Source organism: Aeromonas sp. 604443 (assembly GCF_049170315.1).
Taxonomy (GTDB): domain Bacteria; phylum Pseudomonadota; class Gammaproteobacteria; order Enterobacterales; family Aeromonadaceae; genus Aeromonas; species Aeromonas veronii_A.
Genome location: NZ_JAAKMI010000008.1, coordinates 138,272 through 159,717, shown reverse-complemented (window position 1 = coordinate 159,717; position 21,446 = coordinate 138,272). Strand labels below are relative to the sequence as shown.

General features: G+C 61.2%; 23 protein-coding genes. 12 read left to right on the top strand and 11 right to left on the bottom strand.

Annotation, left to right across the window (positions count from 1 at the left end):
- Positions 1–19 precede the first annotated feature (19 nt).
- Positions 20–1,048: a 16S rRNA (guanine(1207)-N(2))-methyltransferase RsmC gene (gene rsmC, locus G5380_RS13045; protein ID WP_421209293.1), complete on the bottom strand. Its 1,029-nt coding sequence runs from the start codon at positions 1,046–1,048 to the stop codon at positions 20–22.
- Positions 1,049–1,328: 280 nt separating this feature from the next.
- On the opposite strand from rsmC, the gene dapA reads away from it, so the two are divergent.
- Positions 1,329–2,201, top strand: coding sequence for a 4-hydroxy-tetrahydrodipicolinate synthase (dapA, locus tag G5380_RS13040; RefSeq protein WP_005357833.1), 873 nt, complete (start codon positions 1,329–1,331; stop codon positions 2,199–2,201).
- Between the two features lie 78 nt (positions 2,202–2,279).
- Here dapA and G5380_RS13035 read toward each other — a convergent pair whose 3' ends face one another.
- Complete coding sequence (locus G5380_RS13035) at positions 2,280–3,248, bottom strand: inorganic triphosphatase (RefSeq protein WP_421346798.1); 969 nt, start codon at positions 3,246–3,248, stop codon at positions 2,280–2,282.
- A 169-nt stretch (positions 3,249–3,417) separates the two neighbouring features.
- Here G5380_RS13035 and G5380_RS13030 point away from each other — a divergent pair, with 169 nt between their 5' ends.
- Positions 3,418–4,098 carry a TIGR00153 family protein gene (locus G5380_RS13030; protein WP_100654622.1) on the top strand — a complete coding sequence of 227 codons (681 nt, stop codon included), beginning with the start codon at positions 3,418–3,420 and terminating at the stop codon, positions 4,096–4,098.
- A 25-nt stretch (positions 4,099–4,123) separates the two neighbouring features.
- Positions 4,124–5,389: an inorganic phosphate transporter gene (locus G5380_RS13025; RefSeq protein WP_042053268.1), complete on the top strand. Its 1,266-nt coding sequence runs from the start codon at positions 4,124–4,126 to the stop codon at positions 5,387–5,389.
- Between the two features lie 91 nt (positions 5,390–5,480).
- On the opposite strand, the gene G5380_RS13020 is transcribed toward G5380_RS13025, so the two are convergent.
- The gene (locus tag G5380_RS13020; RefSeq protein ID WP_421206144.1) at positions 5,481–7,937 is read right to left on the bottom strand and encodes a bifunctional aspartate kinase/homoserine dehydrogenase II; all 2,457 of its coding nucleotides are present in this window, start codon (positions 7,935–7,937) and stop codon (positions 5,481–5,483) included.
- Entirely contained in the window at positions 7,937–9,109 is a 1,173-nt protein-coding gene (gene metB / locus G5380_RS13015; RefSeq protein ID WP_216959569.1) for a cystathionine gamma-synthase, read from the bottom strand. Before metB ends, G5380_RS13020 begins: the two co-directional genes overlap by 1 nt.
- 220 nt (positions 9,110–9,329) lie before the next feature.
- Here metB and metJ point away from each other — a divergent pair, with 220 nt between their 5' ends.
- The 3 genes from metJ (at position 9,330) to G5380_RS13000 (ending at position 10,840) form a co-directional block, all read left to right on the top strand.
- Positions 9,330–9,653, top strand: coding sequence for a met regulon transcriptional regulator MetJ (gene metJ / locus G5380_RS13010; RefSeq protein WP_005343046.1), 324 nt, complete (start codon positions 9,330–9,332; stop codon positions 9,651–9,653).
- Between the two features lie 41 nt (positions 9,654–9,694).
- Complete coding sequence (locus G5380_RS13005; protein WP_421352795.1) at positions 9,695–10,417, top strand: helix-turn-helix domain-containing protein; 723 nt, start codon at positions 9,695–9,697, stop codon at positions 10,415–10,417.
- 84 nt (positions 10,418–10,501) lie between these two features.
- Entirely contained in the window at positions 10,502–10,840 is a 339-nt protein-coding gene (locus G5380_RS13000; RefSeq protein WP_216952140.1) for a tRNA-binding protein, read from the top strand.
- 69 nt (positions 10,841–10,909) lie between these two features.
- Here the strand turns inward: G5380_RS13000 and G5380_RS12995 are convergent, their stop codons facing one another.
- On the bottom strand, positions 10,910–12,181 hold the full coding sequence (locus G5380_RS12995; RefSeq protein ID WP_216959562.1) for an aromatic amino acid transport family protein: 1,272 nt from the start codon (positions 12,179–12,181) through the stop codon (positions 10,910–10,912).
- A gap of 123 nt (positions 12,182–12,304) precedes the next feature.
- On the opposite strand from G5380_RS12995, the gene G5380_RS12990 reads away from it, so the two are divergent.
- Positions 12,305–12,622: a hypothetical protein gene (locus G5380_RS12990; protein WP_227341469.1), complete on the top strand. Its 318-nt coding sequence runs from the start codon at positions 12,305–12,307 to the stop codon at positions 12,620–12,622.
- Here the strand turns inward: G5380_RS12990 and cysQ are convergent.
- Both cysQ and nudE read right to left on the bottom strand, forming a co-directional pair.
- Positions 12,619–13,431 carry a 3'(2'),5'-bisphosphate nucleotidase CysQ gene (gene cysQ, locus G5380_RS12985; protein ID WP_005357849.1) on the bottom strand — a complete coding sequence of 271 codons (813 nt, stop codon included), beginning with the start codon at positions 13,429–13,431 and terminating at the stop codon, positions 12,619–12,621. The genes G5380_RS12990 and cysQ overlap by 4 nt on opposite strands.
- Positions 13,432–13,468: 37 nt before the next feature.
- Positions 13,469–14,077: an ADP compounds hydrolase NudE gene (gene nudE, locus G5380_RS12980; protein ID WP_216959555.1), complete on the bottom strand. Its 609-nt coding sequence runs from the start codon at positions 14,075–14,077 to the stop codon at positions 13,469–13,471.
- A 143-nt stretch (positions 14,078–14,220) separates the two neighbouring features.
- Between nudE and yrfG the strand changes: the two genes are divergently transcribed.
- Positions 14,221–14,901 (top strand): GMP/IMP nucleotidase, encoded by a 681-nt coding sequence (gene yrfG / locus G5380_RS12975; RefSeq protein WP_203977625.1) that lies wholly within the window; start codon positions 14,221–14,223, stop codon positions 14,899–14,901.
- Between the two features lie 85 nt (positions 14,902–14,986).
- Here the strand turns inward: yrfG and G5380_RS12970 are convergent, their stop codons facing one another.
- The 4 genes from G5380_RS12970 to G5380_RS12955 all read right to left on the bottom strand — a co-directional run bounded on the left by G5380_RS12970 (position 14,987) and on the right by G5380_RS12955 (position 17,588).
- The gene (locus tag G5380_RS12970) at positions 14,987–15,199 is read right to left on the bottom strand and encodes a hypothetical protein (protein ID WP_040067337.1); all 213 of its coding nucleotides are present in this window, start codon (positions 15,197–15,199) and stop codon (positions 14,987–14,989) included.
- Between the two features lie 114 nt (positions 15,200–15,313).
- Positions 15,314–15,652 (bottom strand): DUF1294 domain-containing protein, encoded by a 339-nt coding sequence (locus tag G5380_RS12965; RefSeq protein WP_216959552.1) that lies wholly within the window; start codon positions 15,650–15,652, stop codon positions 15,314–15,316.
- Positions 15,649–16,239 (bottom strand): sugar O-acetyltransferase, encoded by a 591-nt coding sequence (locus G5380_RS12960; RefSeq protein WP_216952135.1) that lies wholly within the window; start codon positions 16,237–16,239, stop codon positions 15,649–15,651. Before G5380_RS12960 ends, G5380_RS12965 begins: the two co-directional genes overlap by 4 nt.
- Before the next feature lie 86 nt (positions 16,240–16,325).
- The gene (locus G5380_RS12955) at positions 16,326–17,588 is read right to left on the bottom strand and encodes an MgtC/SapB family protein (protein ID WP_216952134.1); all 1,263 of its coding nucleotides are present in this window, start codon (positions 17,586–17,588) and stop codon (positions 16,326–16,328) included.
- A gap of 217 nt (positions 17,589–17,805) precedes the next feature.
- Between G5380_RS12955 and G5380_RS12950 the strand changes: the two genes are divergently transcribed.
- The 4 genes from G5380_RS12950 (at position 17,806) to cysW (ending at position 21,436) form a co-directional block, all read left to right on the top strand.
- Complete coding sequence (locus tag G5380_RS12950) at positions 17,806–18,807, top strand: sulfate ABC transporter substrate-binding protein (protein WP_128814869.1); 1,002 nt, start codon at positions 17,806–17,808, stop codon at positions 18,805–18,807.
- A 56-nt stretch (positions 18,808–18,863) separates the two neighbouring features.
- Positions 18,864–19,439 (top strand): RBBP9/YdeN family alpha/beta hydrolase, encoded by a 576-nt coding sequence (locus G5380_RS12945; RefSeq protein ID WP_040067346.1) that lies wholly within the window; start codon positions 18,864–18,866, stop codon positions 19,437–19,439.
- Positions 19,440–19,709: 270 nt separating this feature from the next.
- Positions 19,710–20,549 (top strand): sulfate ABC transporter permease subunit CysT, encoded by an 840-nt coding sequence (gene cysT, locus G5380_RS12940; protein ID WP_040067348.1) that lies wholly within the window; start codon positions 19,710–19,712, stop codon positions 20,547–20,549.
- Positions 20,546–21,436 (top strand): sulfate ABC transporter permease subunit CysW, encoded by an 891-nt coding sequence (gene cysW / locus G5380_RS12935; protein ID WP_421352794.1) that lies wholly within the window; start codon positions 20,546–20,548, stop codon positions 21,434–21,436. Before cysT ends, cysW begins: the two co-directional genes overlap by 4 nt.
- Positions 21,437–21,446: the final 10 nt, after the last annotated feature.

Genomic DNA, 21,446 nt, shown 5'->3' with positions numbered 1-21,446 from the left:
TTGTGCTGCTTACACTTATTTACATTTTGCTCAGATAGACCTTGAATTTGGCATCACTGCTGATCACTTCAGTCCGTTTGAAGTGTGTCTCCAGTATAGGCTGGTAGCGCAAGAAGGCGTTGGCAACAATGGTCAGCGAACCATTTGGCAGCAAAAATTCCGGCGCCTTGGCCAGGAACTGCTCGGTCGCCGCATAGAAGGTTTTGAGACCCGCATGGAATGGCGGGTTGGAGACGATGTGCTGGAAACGGGTGGAGACATCCGAATAGACATCGGAAGCGGTGACCTTGCCCTTCAGACCGTTGATCGCCAGGGTGCGGCGGCTCGATTCGAGCGCCAGCGCGCTGATATCCACCATGTTGACCTGCAGATCCGGATTGCGCTTGGCCAGCACGGACCCAATCACCCCGGCGCCGCAGCCAAAATCGAGCAGTTCGCCCTTCATCGGCGGTACGGCGGCCAGCAGCATCTGGGTGCCGAGATCCAGCTCGGCGGCGCTGAAGACGCCGGGCAGCGCCAGCACGGTCAGTTCGGTATCACCGGCCTTGCACTGATAGCGGCCAAACCAGCTATCCAGATCGAACGGGGCGACCGGTTTGCAGAGCTCACCATGATAGAGGGAGCAGCGGCGGGCCGAATCGCGCTTGATCGGCTTTTCGCCATAGGGGACCAGTAGCTTGTCGGCGCCATTGATGCCGCCGCGGTTTTCACCGGCGAGGAACAGGTCGGCACCCGCTTCCAGCAAGGGGGTCATCATGGCCAGCAGATATTGTGCCTCGGCCTTGGCCTTGGGCATCAGCAGTAACAGGGCATCGAAGCGCGGGGCGCCGCCGAGCTGGTGGTCGAACAGGATAGCCTCGCCGAGGGCGGCCTGCTGGCTGCGGTAGTAGCAGTAATCGGTGGTAAAGACGGTCAGGGTCCGGGCCAGGCTCACCAGCTGGCGGGGGTAGTCATCCTCCAGCGCGCCACAGACAAGTAGCCGCTTGCCGACAAAGAGGGCTTGGTTTCGTTCCAGCATCTGGCTGACGGCACTGATTGGGCTGCTCATCGGGTCTCTCCACGCAATTTTGGGCGGCCATTATACATAGCCCCTTTCGCCTTGACATTTATGCCGTGTTCCCGAAATATGCCCAGACACCATTTTTTGACCAGAGATGACGAAATGCGGTTCAACGGGTTGAAACGAAAGCACAAAAAAAGCCTGAAATTCGGGCCTGCCGACGTTCGCGCGTAACCTCTCATCCCTGAGAAGCTTCAAACCCCGGTTGCGCACATCGTACCGGGGTTTTTTATTGCCATATGCGCGTCATTTAGGAGAAGGAGATCCCATGTTTCAAGGTTCAATCGTTGCGTTGATCACCCCGTTTCGACAGGGAAAGCTGGATGAAGAGGCGCTGCTGCGTCTGGTTGAGTGGCATATCGAGCAGGGTACTCACGGCATTGTGCCGGTGGGCACCACGGGTGAAAGCCCGACCCTGACCCATGACGAGCACTGCCGGGTGGTGGAGCTGGTGGTCAAACAGGTCGCTGGTCGCATTCCGGTGATTGCCGGAGCGGGCTCCAACAATCCGGTCGAAGCCATCGAGTACACCCTCCATGCCGAGCGGGTGGGGGCTGATGCCACTCTGCATGTAGCCGGTTACTACAACCGTCCCAATCAGGAGGGGCTCTACCACCACTTCAAGGCGGTACACGATGCCACCGCCAAGCCGATCATCGTCTACAACATCCCGCCGCGCGCCATCGTTGACGTGCAACCCGCGACCCTGGCCCGTCTGGCGGAACTGCCGCGTATTGCCGGGGTGAAAGACGCCACTGGCGATCTGGCGCGCCCCTGGACCGAACGCCAGCTGATCAAAAAGCCTTTCGCCTGGCTATCCGGTGAAGATGCCACGGCTGTGGCCTACAACATCGGCGGTGGTCAGGGCTGTATCTCTGTGACCGCCAACGTGGCCCCCAAGCTGGTGGCCGAGGTGCAGAACCTCACGCTGGCCGGCAAGTGGCAAGAAGCGCGTGAACTGCAAGACCAGCTGATTCCGCTTCATCAGGCGATGTTTGCCGAGCCGAGCCCGGCCGGTGCCAAATATGCCGCTTCCCTGCTCGGTTTCTGCAGCGAGGAGTGTCGCCTGCCGGTGATGCCGCTGTCGGAGGCGACTCGCGAGCGCATTCGCAGCGCCATGCAGCAGCTCAACCTGCTGTAATGCAAAACGGGTGAGCCAAGGCTCACCCGTTTTGTTTTTGGCTTTTGTTTCTGGCCTTTATTTACGACATCGCACCACTCAGGCTGCGTGATGCAGCCAGGCGGCGATGGCCAGCTGCAACTCGACATACGCCGGATAGAGGAAGAGATCGGCCAGTTCGGCAGGCCACTCGTTTTGCTCGTCCGATTGGGCTTGCAGATGGGCGTGCAGGCTGGTCAGAGCTGGCAGCCAAGGTGCGGGTTGTGGCAGCGCGGCCGCAGTGCGGGCGACCAGATCGATCCCCTGGCACAGGGCCGCGAGTGCCTGCTGTTGAATGCCTTTATCCTGAGGATGCTCCAGCCAGAGCTGCTCGTGGTGCTGCCAGTGACCCAGCCCCTCGCTTACCCCCGTTATGCCATCCATACCTTCATGCTCGAGCAGCGCCTGCAGGGACAGCGGTTTGCCAAGACCAGCCAGTCGATAGCCGCGCTGAGCCTTGGATTGGGCGCCAAGGCGTAGCCCGCCGATCCTGGCGAGGCGTTGGGCCAGCGCAAACAGCGCCGCGGTAGCGCCTGATTTGAGCTCCAGTTCCAGTTCGTTGATGGTGGTGCTGCCTTGGCTGCCGACTATCTCGCCCTGATCCCAGGCCAGCTCAATCTCGGCCCCCTCGAAGACGATCAGCCAGTGGCGGCGCAGGAAGTCGGTGCGAAACTGGGCGACCAGCTGCTGCTGAATGTGGTCACGCTCGGTCAGGGTCGGCCAAATTTCATCGGGAAAGGCCGAGAGGGTCGGCAGATCGCCGCTCACGGGGGTGTTGTACTCGGGTCTGGCGTGCAGGCCGCCCACCACCTGGCCACGGCATTTGATGGTCTGTTCGGCGAAGGCGTTGCAGCGGCGGATCCGCAGTCCCATCTCCAGCTGGCGCAGAGCTAGGGTCGGCGTATCGAAATAGACGTTGCCGAGCTGCTGTTGTGACGATTCTTTAATCTCAAGAGAATTCAGCAGGTTGGATAACTTGGCTTGAATGTCGCGGGCGACAAAAAACTTTATCTCGATCTCAGTTTGCATAGTCATTCCGGGCTGGCAGGCAACTTTGGGGGGCAGGATTCGGGTCGCGGGGATATAATGCCCGCGAGACGACTAGATTAATTCGCGGTTTAATTGAGGGCGCAGTTCGGTTACCATGCGCGCCTCATAAAATCGTATCGAGTGTTTTTTCACCGACACAGGTTTGGCCATGCCAGTAAATACTATTTTGGGGCTTTTTGCCAAGTCCCCCATCAAGCCGCTGCAGAAGCATATCGTCAAGGTTCACCAGTGCTCACAGCAGTTGGTTCCTTTCTTTGACGCCGTTGCCGAAGACCGTTGGGAAGATGCCGAGAAGATCCGGCAGCAGATCGCCCAACTGGAAAAAGAGGCAGATACCCTCAAGCGTGAAATCCGTCTGAAACTGCCTCGCGGCCTGTTCCTGCCGGTTGCACGTACCGACCTGCTGGAGCTGTTGACCCAGCAAGACAAGATTGCCAACCGTGCCAAGGATATCTCCGGCCGCATGCTTGGCCGTCGCATGGAGTTCCCCGCTGAAATGCGGACGGATTTCATGGCTTACCTCAAACGTTGTATTGATGCGACCGCTCAGGCCGAGAAAGCGATCGGGGAGCTCGACGAGCTGCTCGAGACCGGCTTCAAAGGACGGGAAGTGGAAATGGTTGCCGAGATGATCCACCAGCTGGATCTGATCGAGGACGATACAGACACCATGCAGATTGGACTGCGCCAACAGCTGCAAGCGGTTGAGCAGAACTACAATCCGATTGATGTGATGTTCCTTTACAAGATCCTCGAATGGGTAGGTGACCTGGCAGATCAGGCCGAGCGCGTAGGCGCCCGTCTGGAACTGATGCTGGCTCGTTCGTAATCGACTGACTGGGTAAACACTATTAATGGACATTATCGCGAATTACGGCACCACTCTGGTGCTCGTGGCGGCCTTGTTCGGCTTTTTGATGGCTTGGGGCATTGGCGCGAATGACGTGGCCAACGCCATGGGAACATCGGTCGGCACCAAATCCCTGACCATCCGTCAGGCGATCATCATTGCCATGATCTTCGAATTTGCCGGTGCCTATCTGGCCGGTGGCGAAGTGACGGCCACCATCCGTAACGGCATCATCGACAGCAACGCCTTTGCCGATACACCGGATCTGCTGGTGCTCGGCATGATCGCCTCCCTGCTGGCGGCAGGCGCCTGGTTGATCCTCGCCTCCTACTTCGGCTGGCCCGTATCCACCACTCACTCCATCATCGGCGCCATCGTCGGTTTTGCGGTGGTGAGCATTGGCCCGGAAGCGGTGCAGTGGAGCAAGTTTGGCGGCATCGTCGGCTCTTGGGTCATCACCCCGGCCATCTCAGGTGTCATCGCCTACTTCATGTTCATCAGCGTGCAGAAGCTTATCTTCAACACTGATGATCCCCTGAACAACGCCAAGCGCTATGTGCCGTTCTACATGTTCCTGACTGCGCTGGTGATCTGTCTGGTGACCATCAAGAAGGGGCTGACCCACGTCGGTCTGCACCTGAGCGATGGCGAGGGCATTCTGCTCTCCATCGCCATCTCCATCGCAGTGGCGTTTGCCGGCTGGATCTACATTCGCGGTCAGAAGTACAACCCGCAGGATGACAGCAAGATGCACTTCGCCAACGTGGAGAAGGTGTTCGGCATCCTGATGGTGATCACCGCCTGTGCCATGGCCTTTGCCCACGGCTCCAACGATGTGGCCAACGCCATTGGCCCGCTCTCTGCGGTGGCCTCTATCGTGGCTTCCGGTGGCGAGATTTCCAGTCAGGCAGCCATTGCCTGGTGGATCCTGCCCCTCGGCGGTATCGGTATCGTGATCGGTCTGGCGACCATGGGCGAGAAGGTGATGGCGACGGTCGGTACCGGCATCACTCACCTGACCCCGAGCCGTGGTTTTGCCGCCCAGCTGGCGACTGCCGCGACCGTAGTGATTGCCTCCGGTACCGGTCTGCCCATCTCCACCACCCAGACCCTCGTCGGTGCTGTGATGGGTGTCGGTCTGGCGCGCGGCATTGCGGCGCTGAACTTGGGGGTACTGCGCAACATCGTGGTCTCCTGGATCATCACCCTGCCTGCAGGTGCCATTCTGGCTATCGCCATCTTCTACGTGCTGCAGGCCTGCTTCTCCTAATCGAAGCGGCATTCTGCAAAAAGCCCGAGTCATCGACTCGGGCTTTTTTATTGTGCGCGGGAGCTGAGTGCTGCTCCCTTTGCATATCACCTTAGAGGCTGGCGCAGATCTGCCACAGATCGTACTGGATAGCGGCGGCGGTCACTTCCCGACCCGCCCCCGGCCCCTGGATCACCAGCGGGTTGGTGCGATAGCTGTCGCTCTCGATGGCGAAGATGTTGTCGCACGGCAAGAGGTTGGCAAACGGGTGATGGGGCTCCAGCGCCTCCAGCCCGACTCGTGCTTTGCCGTCATGCTCAAAGCGGGCGACGTAGCGCAGGACCTTGCCGAGGCGCTTGGCCCCTTCGAAGGCGGTCTGGATCGGGTCATCCAGCTCTTTCAGTCTGTCCATGAACTGATCGGCGGTCACCTTGCGCAGCGTAACGGGCACCAGATTCTCCAGCTCGATATCGGCGGAGTCGAGCTCGAAGCCTGCTTCCCGCGCCAGAATAAGCAGCTTGCGCCGCACATCCTGACCGGAGAGATCTTCGCGGGGATCCGGCTCGGTCAGGCCGTGCTGCCACGCCTCGTCCACCAGCTCGGAGAAAGGGCGAGTGCCGTCATACTGTTGGAACAGCCAGGAGAGGGTGCCGGAGAAGATGCCGGAGACCCCCTGAATGCGGTCGCCGCTCTGACGCAGCATCTGGATGCTGGACTGGATTGGCAGCCCGGCGCCCACGGTGGCGTTGTAGCGCCACTGCACCTGATGGTCACGGCAGGTTTGCTTGATGCGCTGGTAGAACTCGCTGTCGGCGGCACCGGCAAACTTGTTGGCGGCGATGATATGAATGCCGAGCTGGGCAAAATCCGGATAGTAGCGGCTCACCGTTTCGCTGGCGGTCATGTCCAGCGCAACCAGTGCATCAAAGCCGTGCTGTTCAAGCTGGGAGAGCAACTCCGGCCAGATCAGCGGCTTGGGATTGAAGTTGTCCTGTACCTTCAGGGGGTTGAGCCCCTCTTCATCGAGCAGGCCCCCTTCCGAGCTGAATACCCCGTAGAGGGTGAGCGCCAGATTGAGTTCATGTTCCAGCCGTGCCTTTTCGCGGGCGTAGAGGCTCAGCCAGTGGCCGCCGATATTGCCCTTGCCGAACACCACCAGTCCAACCCGGGTCGGGCGGCTGAAGAGGGCGCTGTGCAGGGCGATGAGCAGCGGCTCCAGCACTACCTGACGCAGCACCGCCACCAGACTCAGGCCATCTCGGGCCACCTGTACGAACTCCAGCGGTTGATCCGCCAGCAGCTGATAGAAGCGGTGACACTGCTCCGCGTTGTCGGTGACCCCGGCTCCGACTAGCGCAACCAGACTGAACCCCTCTTTTTGGATGAGGCCGGTGAAGCTCCCTTGCAGCTGGAAGTCGCGCAGCAGCTCGAAGGCGCCCTGTGCTACCTCGAGGGTGTAGGCGAGGCGCAGGATCCGGCGATCCGGCTGGCGCTGCAGGGTGAGCGGGTTGAGGCGGTGACGGGCCAGATGGGCCTCGATGGTGGCCACCGTCTGCTCATAGTTGGTCTGCGGCAGCACCTTCAGCTCGATGAGGGCGATCTGATCCACCGAGGAGACGATGCGGGCGCCGCCGGAGCGGGGGGCGCGGCGCAGGATATGGGTACAGCCCTCGTCCGGGTTGTAGCTGCAGCGCAAAGTGAGGCGCTGGCGGCTGTCGGCCACAGGTTGCAAGGTGCGCGAGTGCAATACCGAGGAGCCAAGACGGGCCAGCTCGTTGGCTTCCGCGAGGCTCAGGCGCTCCAGCAGGCGTGCTTCTTTCACCCGACGCGGGTCGGCGCTGTAGACCCCGGCCACGTCGCTCCAGATGGTGGTGGATTCGCCGTTCGCCAGCAGCGCCAACAGGCTGGCGCTGTAGTCGGAACCGTTGCGGCCGAGCAGCAGGGATCGCCCCTCCATGTCGGCAGCGATAAAGCCGGTCACAACGATGCGACCGGCATGCTCCGCAAGTCGCGCCTTGAGCAGCTCGCTGGAGAGCGCAGTATCCACCTTGACCAGAGCGCCATCCTCGGCACGCAGGAAGCTGCGGGCATCGAGCCAGATAGCCTTGTCGCCGCGGCTGGTGAGCAGGGCAGCCAGCAGGCGCGCCGACCACACCTCGCCAAAGGCGAGCAGGCCGTTGCGGGCGAAGCGGTCAAACTGCCCCTCAAGCGTCTTGGCGATGAGCTGCATGTCGTCGGCCAGCTGCTTGCTCAGATCGAGCTGCAGTTCACCCTCCAGCAAGCCGTCGATCAGCCCCTGCTGATAGGCGTGAAGGGCGGAGATAGCTTCACCAGCGGCTTCATCACCTGCTTCGGCCAGCTCCACCAGCTGGATCAGGCGGTTGGTGGTCTTGCCGGCGGCGGAGACTACGATCAGTTCATCCCCACCCACCTGTTGTTCAATGATGCTGGCGACCCGGCGATAACAGACCGGATCCGCCAGACTGCTGCCACCGAATTTGTGGACGTGACGTCGCTTCAAGCCTGCTTCTGTTGCCACCGCGATCTCTCCTTGTTGCTGCTGTTCCATTACTTCGCTACCTGTTCTGCCTGCTGCGCCTGTGCAAAAGCCTGTGCCAGATCGGCCACCAGATCTTCACCGTGTTCAATACCGACCGACAACCGCAGCAGCTGGGCGCTGATACCTGCTGCCTGCTGCGCGACCGGGGTCATGGCCCTGTGAGTCATGCTGGCCGGATGGGCCACCAGACTCTCCACTCCGCCGAGAGACTCGGCCACCGAGAAGAGGGCGAGGGCCGCGAGGAAGGCGCGAATGCCCGCCTCGCTGCAATCGAGTTCAAAACTTAGCATGGCGCCGAAGCCGGACTGTTGACGGCGCGCAATATCGTGGCCCGGATGGCTCGGCAGGCTGGGGTGATAGATGCGTTTCACCAGCGGCTGTCGTTGCAGGAAGGCGAGGATGCGATCGGTGTTCTCCTGATGGGTGCGCAATCTGGGGGCCAGAGTGCGCAGGCCGCGCAGGGTGAGGTAGGAATCGAATGCCCCGGAGGTGAGCCCCAGACAGTTGGCCCACCACACCAGCGACTCGGCCAGTGCGGCCTCCTTGGCAATCGCCACCCCGCCCACCACGTCTGAGTGACCGTTGATGTACTTGGTGGTGGAGTGCACCACCACATCGGCACCAAGTGCGAGCGGCTGTTGCAGCAGGGGGGAGAGGAAGGTGTTGTCCACCACTACCTGTGCACCCACCTCGTGGGCGGCGCTGGCGATGGCGCTGATATCCACCACCCGCAGCAGCGGGTTGGAGGGTGTCTCGACCCATACCAGCGCAGGTTTTTGCGCCAGAGCTGCGGCCAGTGCGGCCTCATCCCCCTGATCGACAAACTGCACCCGGTAGTGGCCCTTGGCCGCCAGATACTCGAACAGGCGCCAGGTGCCGCCGTAACAGTCGTGAGGGGCAATCAGCAGATCCCCAGCCTTGAGCAGTGCTGTGGTGACCAGATGGACGGCGCCCATGCCGGTGCCGGTGACCACGGCGCCAGCGCCCCCTTCCAGCGCCGCCAGCGCGTTCGCCAGATTGGTGCGGGTCGGATTGCCGGAGCGGGCATAATCGTATTGACGGGGCTCGCCAAAGTCGGCAAAGGTGTAGTTGCTGGAGAGGTAGATGGGGGGCACCACGGCACCGTGTTGCTGGTCTGTCTCAATCCCGGTGCGAACCGCTAGGGTGGCCTTGTGGGTCATGTTTCTCTCCTTGATCTCTCTGGACGGTGGCCGCTCTTCCTGCCACGCTGCTTTTGCCACACGCAATCGTGCCAATGCTGGCATCATGATGAACCACACTACGCCAGCTTAAAAAGGCCGTCAACACTTCTAGACGTCTAAATGGCTTTGCTGTTGGATTGCCATTAATTTCCTTAAGGGTTAAAATCCGCGCTCACGGCTAAATGAGAACAGGTGAGTCATGGGAACAGAGTGGAACGGCGACTACGTCAGCCCCTACGCGGAACACGGTAAGAAGAGCGAACAGGTCAAGAAGATTACCGTCTCGATCCCGCTCAAGGTGTTGAAAGTGTTGACCGATGAGCGCACCCGCCGTCAGGTGAACAACCTGCGTCATGCGACCAACAGCGAGCTGCTCTGTGAAGCCTTCCTGCACGCTTTCACCGGCCAGCCGCTTCCTTGCGACGAAGATTTGCGCAAGGATCATCCGGACAGCGTCCCTGCCGAAGCGCGCGCCATCATGGAAGCGCTGGGCAAAGAGATCGAAGATTTCGACAAGGAATAACCCCCAATGACGCGGCCCTGGCCGCGTCATTGCTATCTGCCATGTCCCGCTTCAGCCTGCGCCACTATCACCACCATGTCTGCAGCCATAGTCACGACTTTGCCCAGCTGGTGATCCCCCTCGACGGCCCCCTCGAGATCGAGGTGCAGGGCCGGGGGCGTAGGCTTGCCCCCGGTTCTGCCTGCATCATCGCCCCCGGTGAGCGACACGACTACGCCGCCGATCCTGCGCTTTCGTTTCTGGTGCAGGAGAGCGACTGGCTGCCCGGCGATCTGGCAGCTCACCCCTTTATCGAGCTGGATGGGCCCCAGCGCCACTACCTCGCGTTTCTGCACCGCATGGTGGCCGAAGGGCGACAGGTGGCGGGCATGGAGCTGGTGTGGCTCTCCCTGCTGGCTGAAGGGCAGGGGATGCAGAGCGCAGCCACGCCGCGTCTTGCCGCCCGCATCCTCAAGGTGCAACGCCATATCGATGCCAACCTCGCCGCCCCGCTGACCAATCAGCAACTCGCCGCCATCGCCTGCCTTGGCCAGAGCCAGTTCAAGCTCGCTTTTCGCCAGCAGTTGGGGATGAGCGTCTCCCACTACATTCGCAGTCGGCGCATGGCGCTGGCGTGTACCCTGCTTGCCTGCACGCAGCTGCCCGTCGGCGAGATTGCCAGCCGTTGTGGTTACCAGAATCAGGGGGCCTTCAGCGAGCGCTTCCTGGCCGAGACCGGGCTCATTCCATCCCTCTGGCGCCAACAAAACGGCCGCCTGCCGTAACGAAGCGGCTGATCGCCGAAGACGGGATGCTCTCTTTGGGCCATGCTGCGGGTCATGCAAGGTGCACGATAAACTGGAGCCGAAATGGAGACGATTAGCTGGCAGGATTTCGAGATGGTGGAGCTGAGGGTGGGTACTCTGGTGCGGGTCGAGCCGTTCCCCGAGGCGCACAAACCGGCCTACAAGGTGTGGGCGGATTTTGGCCCCGAACTGGGGGTTCGCAAGAGCAGTGCCCAGATCACCACCCTCTACCAGCCAGAGCAGCTGGTGGGCCGCCAGATCATCGCCGTGGTCAACTTCCCGACCAAGCAGATAGGGCCGTTTCAGTCGGAGTTTCTGCTGACCGGTTTCTACCGGCCAGATGGCGCCGTGGTGATGGCCATTCCCGAGCAGGCGGTGGAGAACGGCGCCAAGCTGGGCTGAGTTCACGCCCGAACAGAGACAAGAGAGGCGACCCCGGGGTCGCCTCTCTTTGTTATCTGCTGCGAGTCGTTACTTCAACAGGCTGAAGATCAGCGCCGATACCGCCAGCGACCCGGTCAGCAGGATAAAACCGTTGGTCCAGCCGTGACGGAAGCGGGCCAGCGCATCCACCTTGTAGATGGCAATCACCGGCATGATGAACAGGATCATGGCGATGACCGGGCCGGAAAGGGTCTCCATCAGCCCCAGAATGCCCGGGTTGATGACGGCGGCACTCCAGATAGAGAAGAACATCAGGGCGATACCCAGTTTGTCCGCCTTGGCCAGCGGCAGGCCGGTGGGCTTGGCGATCAGGCTTTTGAGGCTTTCGCGGGCACCGAGGAAGTGGCCGAGGAAGGAGGAGCTGATGGCGATAAAGGCAATGAGCGGCCCCAGAGTCACGATCACCGGGTTGTCGGTGATGTTGGCGAGATAGGAGAGCACAGAGACGTTCTGGGCCTTGGCTTCGGCCAGTTGGGCTGGTGAGAGGCTCAGCACGCAGGAGAAGACGAAGAACAGCACGAAGCCCACCAGCATCACTGTGGTGTTGCGCAGGATCAGGCCGCTCTTGGCTTCGGCCTGCTCGCCATATTCACGGCGCTGTACGTTGGCAAAGCCGGAGATGGCGGCGGCATGGCTGAAGGCGAACACGGTCACCGGCAGCGCCAGCCAGACGGTGTTGAGGAAGCTGACCCCCTCAAATGCGGTCACTTCCGGCCATTGCCACTGAGGAATCAGGTAGCAGGAGAGGGCCGCCAGAATGGCTGCCAGCGGATAGACCATAAAGGCGAAGGCGCGCAGCATCGCTTTCTCCCCCGCCAGCATCACGGCGATCATGGCGAACACCAGCACGCCGGAGAGCATCACCCGATCCGGGGTCGCCATGCCGAGCTGGTTGACCATGAAGCTCTCCACCGTGTTGGTCAGCCCGACCCCGTAAATGAGCAGGATCGGGAAGATGGAGAGGAAGTAGAGCGCCGAGATGAGGCGACCAGCCATCTTGCCGAAATGCTCCTCCGCCACTTCGGTGAAGTCGGCGTGGGGGCGTGACGAGGAGAGCACGAAGCGCGCCAGCCCGCGGTGGGCGAGGAAGGTCATGGGGCCTGCCAGTACCGCGACGATGACGAGAGGCCAGATGCCGCCCAGACCCAGATTGATGGGCAGGAACAGGATGCCGGCGCCAACGGCGGTGCCAAACAGGCTGATGACCCAGTGGGTGTCGTGACGGCGCCAGCGGGTGGTGCTGGCAGTGGTGGAGCAGGAACCGGATAGCTCCTTGGTAGCCTCTACAGATAAACTCATTACTAATTCACTTTTTGTCAGTGTTTTAATCTGAGTTAATTGTGGTTTATCGGGATTTAATTCTCAAAAAGCGGGGCTGAAACATATCACTGCCATTGCGGGGTTTAGCCAGCGAGATTGGGAATGGAATCTTGGTCACAGAATGCAACAAAACTGACAATGGTGATTTTTGTGAAATATAAAACCAAATTTTTATCTGCGATCATTTTTTTATTTTGGCTAATAAGGTGTTTTCAGAATTACGTGAAAAATCGCACCATTTCTCGCCGACCAATTGTGATGTTTCACTATCATTTCGCTTCTTTGCCAGCGTATCACGCTGTTCAAGAGCGCCTTGACCAGCGGATCACACCGGCCATCACCCGGGGCAACTTCCCTGAAAAAGCAGGCGGCCATCGGGCCGCCTGCTTGTCTGGTGTGATGACATCGCTATCCGCCTAGTGGGCCAGAATGTTGCCCCAGGCGAGATCCGGATCCCCCATCACGATAAAGTCAGGGTTCTCCAGCGACTCGGTTTCGTTGTAACTGAGTGGCTGCAACGCCAGGCTGAGGATACGGCCACCGGCTGCCTCGACGATGCACTGGGCGGCGGCGGTGTCCCACTCGCCGGTGGGGCCTAGTCGTACGTAGCAATCGGCAGCCCCTTCCGCCACCAGACAGGATTTGAGGGAGCTGGAGCCAAGCGGGATCAGCTCGTAGTTGATGGCCGGGTTGAGGCGGCGGGTGAGGTTCTCCAGCTTCTGGCGGCGGCTGATGGCTACTACCAGCGAGTCGGGCTGGTCATGCTCGTGATGCATAGCGCTGATGGGCAGTACCTCGCCATTCACCTCCTTGAAGGCGCCGTAGCCGCGCACCGCCCAGTAGAGCACGTTGGACTCGGGGGCGTAGATGACCCCGAGCACCGGCACATTGTCCCGCACCAGGGCGATCAGGGTGGCGAAGTCGCCGCTGCCCGCAATAAATTCGCCAGTGCCGTCGAGGGGATCCACCAGCCAGTACTGCCGCCAGTTGGATCGTTGGCTGAAGGGGATGTCGGCCGCCTCTTCGGTCAGCACCGGCACATGGGGAGTGAGCGCCGACAGCGCCTGTTTGAGGTAGGCATCGGCAGCAAGATCGGCACTGGTGACCGGAGTGGCATCCTCCTTCAGCTGACGCTCGAACTGACCGCCATGATAGATGTCGTGAAGGATCCTTCCGGCTTCGCGGGCAATCTCCTTGACCCCCGGCACCCAGGCCAACAACTCCTGCATCTCGTTATCCTCTGTCTGTTAACTGCCCGTCTGCGGGCTACTCTGCCTGCTCCGCCAGCCACTTTTGGGCCAGGAGCAGGGCACTGATGCTGCGCGACTCGGTGAAGTCGGGTCGCGCTAGCAATTCGTCGATCCGGTTCAGCGGCCAGGGGATCACTTCCAGCGGTTCGGGCTCGTCGCCGATCCGCTGCTCGGGGAAGAGATCCCGCGCCAGCAAAATGTCCATCCGGCTGGAGAAGTAACCGGGCGCCAGCGACACCTGTTTGAGCAGGGTCAGGCTGTTGGCGCCAAAGCCCGCCTCCTCCATCAGTTCCCGGTTGCCCGCCTCGAAGGCATCTTCGCCCGGGTCGATCAGCCCCTTGGGAAAGCCCAGCTCGTAGGAGTGGGTGCCGGCGGCATATTCGCGCACCAGCAGCAGGGTGTGGGCATCGAACAGCGGCACCACCATGACGGCGCCACGATTGCCGCCGCGCATCCGCTCGTAGACCCGCTCTTCGCCGTTGGAGAACTTGAGGTGTAGCGATTCCACCTTGAACAGTCGGCTCTCGGCCACGATATCGGCCTTGAGGATCTCCGGCTTGCTCTTGGGATGATCCAGTTGGTCGATCGAAATCTGTTCGGGGGGGCTTTTGTGGTGCTCACTCATCAGGGGTGACGGCTCGTTAAAAAATCGTGCTTCAAGAGTAAACGACTCTCACACCGAACACCACGGGCCAGGGATGGCAAAGGGGGAGGAAAAATCCGTTATACTGCCGCCCCGTTTTCCGAGATCCGCGCTCAAGAGGCCCGATGCCACACTCCCGCTCCACCACCTTGCCTTGGCACCAGATTGATACCGTCTTGCTCGATATGGATGGTACCCTGATCGATCTGCATTTTGACAACCACCTCTGGCAGCAGCTGGTGCCGGAGCGTTACGCCGAGCGGCTCGGCCTGCCGCTGGATGAAGCCAAAGCGCAGATCGACGTCCACTATCACGCCGTCAACGGCACCCTGAACTGGTACTGCGTGGATTACTGGAGCGAGACCCTGGGGCTCGACATTCGGGCCCTCAAGCAGGAGCTGCTGGCGAAGATCCAGTGGCGTCCCCACGCCATCCCCTTTCTGGCCGCGCTGCGCGCCGCGGGCAAACAGCTGGTGCTTTTCACCAATGCCCACCCCGCCAGCCTGTCGGTGAAGGATGCGCAGCTGGGGCTGAGCGACCATCTGGATCTGATGGTGAGTACCCACGAACTGGGCTGGTCGAAGGAGAGCCAGCACTGCTGGCAGGCACTGGCCGAGCGGCTGGCGTTCGATCCGGCCCGCACCCTGTTTGTGGATGATAGCGAGCGGATCCTGCGGGCTGCCGCCGACTATGGTATCGGCTATCAGCTGGCGATCCAGAATCCGGATAGCTGCAAGCCGGAGCAGAGCATTACCGCTTTTCCGGCGATCCGCGACTATGCCGAGTTGCTGCCGTTGGCAATCTGAAGCAGTTCAAACAAGAGAGGGCTGCATCATGCAGCCCTCTTTCTTTGATTTGAATTTTGGTTATCTGACGCCTGATGGCGAAAAATCACAGCTCCCGAAACGGGCGCCGCTTCTCCTCTTCGATGACGATCGCCTCCAGATTGGCGATCCGCTCCTGCAATTCTCTGATGATCATATCCTGCTTGCCGAGGCGGTCGGTGATGCGTGCATCCCCCATCTGGTAGCGGGCTCGCTTGCCGAGGTATCCGAACAATAGGCTGATAAATACGATCAGGACTATGCCTGTCCACATGGTCATGTCACGACTCCTTGTCGTCTATAAACGGCGAAAACGCTGATGGGATCTGTTCTGTTTTCTCACAGCCGCCAATTGGCCGCAATGGGCCCCGTTTCGCCTTTGTGATGCAGTTGGCTATTGCTGCCAGAGTGGCCGCCCGACCCAGAGCGCCCACAGGGTGAGGTGCAGCAGCACGATAAACCAGAAGACCAGCCGGTAGCTGCGCTTCTGGGTCTTGTGACGCAGCCACTGGCGGGCCACCAGTGCCCCCGGCCAGCCGCCGCACAGCTCCAGCAGGTGCAGGCGAGATTCGGGAATGCGCCATTCACCGCGCACCGCCTGCCGCTTGTCCCAGGCGTAGGCGACTACCGTGAGCAGGCTCATGAAGAGCAACACGGCCAGCGGCCACCACTGCTGCTCGCCGAGGCCGAGCCAGAGGGCGGCGCCCAGTGGCAGCAGTGCCAGCGCCATCACTGGGCCAGCTCCCAGCAGCGCTCCTCATCCTGCTTGAGTTTGCGGATCACCTTGGCCGGATTGCCCACCGCCACCGAGTCGGCCGGGATGTCGCGGGTCACCACGGCGCCCGCGCCAATAATGGATCGCGGCCCTATGGTGACGCCGGGGCAGATGATGGCGCCGCCGCCAATCCAGCAGTCGTCACCGATCCGCACCGGCTTGTTGTAGGCAGTCCAGTTCCGTCGTTCCAGATAGTTCATGGTGTGGGTGGCGGTGTAGATCTGCACGTTGGGGGCCAGCAGCACATGGCTGCCGATATGCACTTCGCCCACGTCGAGAATGGTGACGTTGAAGTTGAAGAAGGTCTTCTCGCCGATATGGATGTTGCGGCCGAATTCGCAGGTAAACGGCGTGCTGATCCAGCAGGAGTCGGGGCAGTGGCCAAAGAGCTCGCGGCAGATCTGCTGGCGCAGAGGGGCATCGCCTGCAGGTGAACCATTGAGCCGGGCCAGCTGCGCCTGACCGCGGATCCGGTCGTTGGCTATCTCCTCGCTCTGGCTATCCAGTGCCCCGCCAGCCAGTACCTTGTCCCAGTCGCTCGCCATTGCTACCTCCTCATGCTGCAAGAGCAGGCAGTATACGTGACTGTCAGGGGCGCCGTCAGTCTGTCACTTGTTGCAGGTGATCCCCGTCAACCTGCGGGCCAGACGAGGGGCAGGATCAGCAGGGCCGAGATGAAGTAAGGGAGCAGCACCCGCAGCCCCAGACTGCGACCGCCGATACCGAGGGCCAGCAGCCCCTTCACCAGCGAGTTGACCAGCCCGGCGAGCAGGATGCCGCGGGCGGCCACCTCCAGCGCCAGCTCCTTGTGGGAGAGCTGGGAGAGCGACAGCGTGATGGCGTCCACATCGGTGATCCCCGACACCAGCGCCAGCAGGTAGACCCCGGAGTTGCCCACCTTGTCTTGCAGCAGGGTGGCCATAAAGCCGATCAGCGCCAGCAGCAGGCCGAACTTGATGGCGGTGGCAAGATCGAGCGGGTTGCTGGTTTCCGGCTGCACCGGGCCGTCAGTCAGCTCCTCGCGCTGACGCCAGAACCAGAAGGCAAAGCCGTAGACTGTGGTGGCCAGCAGCAACAGGGGGGCGATGAGGCGCATCGCCAGTTCGCTGTGAATGAGCAGCACCAGTACCAGCAGCCGCAGCCACATGGTGGCCCCTGCCAGCAGGATGCCGGTAGCCAGCAGTCGCTCCAGCCCGCCCTGCTCCTTGTTGAGACGGGCGAACTGCAGGGTGAGAGCGGTGGAGGAGGCCAATCCCGCCAGTATGCTGGTGAGCACCAGCCCAGCGCGGGTGCCGAGCAGCCGCACCGCGAAGTGGCCACAAAACGAGATGCCGGCGATCACCACCACCATCAGCCAGATCTTGAAGGGGTTGAAGGCATCGAGGGGCCCCATCTCCTCGTTGGGCAGCACCGGCAGCAGCACCAGCGAGATAAGCAGAAAACGCAAGGTGGCGTGGAACTCGGTTTCGCTCAGAAACAGCATCCCCTGCTGGATCTTGCCCTTGAGCCCCATCAAGAGGGCAGCCAGCACGGCGCAGGCGACCGCCTCGCTCGGGCTCAGCAGCACCGACATCAGCCCCAGCAAATAGGTGAGCAGCATGGCGACCGAGCTGGTGAGGCCGAACTCCCCCTGCCAGCGTTGGGCCAGCCAGACCGAGAGGCCACAACCGATCACCACCGCCAGCAGGCCGAGCAGCGGCAGCCAGGGGCCCAGGGTGGGCAGCAGCAAACCGCACACCCCGCCGAGCAGGCCGATAAGGCCGTAGGTACGCATCCCGGCGATGCGCTGGTTATCCCCCAGCTGGCGCACCTGCCAACCCCGCTCCAGCCCGATGATAAGGCCGATGGCCAACGAGACCAGGGCTCCGTTGACCGGTTCTGCATTGATCCACATAACGACTTCCTTTTCGTCATCTGCCTGCCTTGTTCCCATGATGGCACAGCGAGCAAGGGGCCAGAGGGGCATGGCTCACAGAGTCTGCGTCCGGCTCCCGGTGCGGGTGGCTGAGTTGATATGAGCAAAAGAGATAAGCAAAGAGTTATTTCTTTCTTCTGGGCATAACAACTCCACGGCATGCTGTTCTCAACCCAACAAGATATGGAGAATCACCATGAAACTGCGAATGACCGCCCTGACCCTGCTCTCTCTGCTGGCATTTGGTCAGGCCAATGCCGCCGAGATCCGCCTGCTCAACGTCTCTTACGATCCGACCCGCGAGCTGTTTCAGGAGTACAACGCCGCCTTTGCCAAGGAGTGGAAGGCCAAAACCGGCGACGACGTGGTGGTGAGCCAGTCTCACGGTGGCTCCGGCAAGCAGGCCCGTGCTGTGGTGGATGGACTGGAGGCCGACGTGGTATCGCTGGCGCTGGCCTACGATGTCAACGCCATCGCCAAGGCGGGGCTGACCGCTGCCGACTGGCAGAGCCGCCTCGGCAACAACGCCTCGCCCTATACCTCCACCATTGTCTTCCTGGTGCGCAAGGGCAATCCCAAGCAGATCAAGGATTGGGATGATCTGGTGCGCAAGGATGTCGCCATCGTGACTCCCAACCCCAAGACCTCCGGCGGGGCACGCTGGAACTATCTGGCCGCCTGGGGCTATGCCCTGAAGAAGAGCGGCAGTGAAGAGGGGGCCAAGCAGTTTGTCGGCGATCTATTCAAGAACGTGAAGGTGCTGGACTCAGGCGCCCGCGGTGCCACCACCAGCTTTACCGAGCGCGGTCTCGGTGACGTGCTGCTGGCGTGGGAGAACGAAGCCCTGCTGGTGCTTGGTCAGGCGGGTGCCAGCGACAAGTTCGAGCTGGTGGTGCCTTCGGTCTCCATTCTGGCGGAGCCGCCGGTCGCGGTGGTGGACAAGGTGGCCAAGAAGCACGGTACCGAAGCGGTGGCCAAGGCCTATCTCGATTATCTCTACTCTGACGAGGGGCAGCATATCGTCGCCAAACATCACTATCGCCCCAGCAACCCGGCGATCCTGAAGGAGACGGCAGCCCAGTTCCCGCAGCTTGCCCTCTTTACCGTCAAGGATCTGGAAGGGGATTGGGAGAAAGCCCAGAAGAAACACTTCGCCCAGGGCGGTCTGTTTGACCAGATCTATCAGCCGGGTCGTTGATAGCTTCGTTATCCATCACTGAACTGGCCCCTGTGCCAGCCGATAGGAGCACCAAGATGAACAAGATCCTCCTGGTTCCCGGTCTGCACAACAGTGGGCCGGATCACTGGCAGAGCCGCTGGCACGATCATTTTCCCCAATGGCAGCGGATGACCGGGCTGCCGTGGGACAAGCCGGACCTCAGGGTCTGGAGTGCCAAGCTGGCGAGCAAGCTGAAACGTCGCCGCAGCCGGGTCCATCTGGTGGCCCACTCTTTCGGCGCCCTGACCGCCATCGCGGCGGCCCGCTTGCAGCCGGAGAAGGTGGCCTCGATCTTTCTGGTGGCGCCCGCCGATCCTGCCCGTTTTGGCATTGCGGATGAGGCCTTGGCCGGGCCGCTGCAGGTGTCGGCCCAGCTGGTGGCCAGCCGCAATGATCCCTGGATGAGCTTTGAACGGGCCGAATACTGGAGTCGCCAGTGGCAGGTGCCGCTGTTCGATGCCGGTGAGGCTGGCCATATCAATGCCCAGTCCGGTCATGGGGACTGGCATCAGGGGCTGCATTTGCTGGGGGCACTCTACCGCCGTGGTGAGCTGGTAGTGGCACCGGTCAAGGCCGCATCGCCCCGGCCGGTCGTATTGGGCTTTCGCTAGGTATCTGTGAAGTGGTTGGAGGGTTGGCGAGCGCGCTGTTCGCTGGCTACTCCATGCCCCCGTTCTTTGAATGCTCCGCTCCTTATTGCTCCATTTCTTAGGTCTTTTATTTATATAAAAGACCTTTTTTATTTGGAGTGCGCCAAGAGCCTTGTGACTCTGCGGTTAGACAAAAAAGTGATTAGCAAAGTCGCAATTGATGTTTGTTGCCGATGAGGGGAGTGAGCAGAATCACCATATCGAAAATTCTTCATAACAGATGGATGTGTTATGCGATTTGGTTCTTATTCTGTCCTGCCCGGTTTTGGCCCCACCCTGGGGTTCAGTCTGCTCTATCTGGGCCTGCTGGTGCTGTTGCCGCTCTCGGCCCTGGTACTGTTTGCGATCAACAACCTGACCGCCGCCGAGTTCTGGCAGGTGATCGGTTCACCCCGGGTGCTCGCTTCCTTTCGCCTGAGCTTCGGTGCGGCCTTTGTCGCGGCGCTGCTCAACAGCCTGTTTGGCCTGATCCTGGCCTGGATCCTGGTGCGCTACACCTTCCCCGGTCGTCGTCTGGTGGATGCCCTCATCGACCTACCGTTTGCCATGCCCACCGCTGTCTCCGGCATCGCCCTGTGCGCCATCTTCGCCCCCAACGGCTGGATCGGCCAGCTGCTGGCGCCGCTCGGCATCCAGCTCGCCTACAACCCTATCGGGGTGGTCATCGCACTCACCTTTATCGGATTGCCGTTTGTGGTGCGTACCCTGCAGCCGGTGCTGCGGGAGGCTGAAACCGAGCAAGAGGAGGCCGCCGCCAGCCTCGGCGCCGATCGCTGGCAGACCTTTCTGCGGGTGCTCTGGCCGACCCTGGTGCCTGCCCTGCTCACCGGTTTTGCGCTGGCGTTTGCCCGTGGGGTGGGGGAGTACGGCTCCGTCATCTTCATCGCCGGCAACCTGCCGATGGTCTCGGAAATCGCGCCGCTGATGATCATGAGCCACCTGGAAGAGTATGACTACGCAGGTGCCTCCGCCATCGCCGTGGTGATGCTGCTGATTTCGTTCATTTTGTTACTGCTAATCAACAAGTTGCAGGCCTGGAGCTGGTCTCGCATCGGAGGGAGCCGGATATGAGTTCATCTGCTATCGCCATTGAGGCGGCCTCTGTGGAGGCGACCCCCGCTCGCAAGGCACCGGTCGTGATCCGTGAACCCCAGTGGGTCAAGTGGCTGCTCATCACGGTCAGTTTGGGTTGGTTTGCCGCCCTGTTGCTGCTGCCGTTGGCCACCGTCTTTATTCAGGCGCTGACGCCGGGGCTCGCCTTCTTCTGGCACGCCATCAGCGAGCCGGATGCCTTGAGCGCCCTCGGTCTCACCGCGTTGGTGACCCTCTGTGCGGTTCCACTCAATTTGTTGTTCGGGATTGCGGCGGCCTGGGCTATCGCCCGTTTCCGCTTCCCCGGTCGGCAGCTGCTCATCACCATCATCGATCTGCCCTTCTCGGTGTCGCCGGTGATCGCCGGTCTGATGCTGGTGTTGATGTTCGGCAGCCGCGGCTGGTTTGGTGACTGGTTGAGCGAACATGACATCAAGATCATCTTCGCCACCCCGGGGATCATCCTAGCTACCACCTTCATTACCGTGCCTTTCGTGGTGCGCGAGCTGCTGCCCCAGATGGAGGCGCGCGGCCCGGAAGAGGAAGAAGCCGCCATCATGCTGGGGGCGAGCGGTCTGCAGATGTTCTGGCGCGTCACCCTGCCCGGCATTCGCTGGAGCCTGATGTACGGCCTGCTGCTCTGTACCGCCCGCGCAGTGGGGGAGTTTGGCGCTGTGTCGGTAGTTTCCGGCCATATTCGCGGCCAGACCAATACCCTGCCGCTGCATATCGAAATCCTCTACAACGAGTACCAGACCGGCGCCGCCTTTGCAGTGGCAAGCCTCTTGGCTCTGTTCGGGATCTTCACCCTGCTGGGGGAAACCCTGTTGGCCCGGCTGCGTGCCCAGCCCACCAAATCTCACTGATCACCGTTTT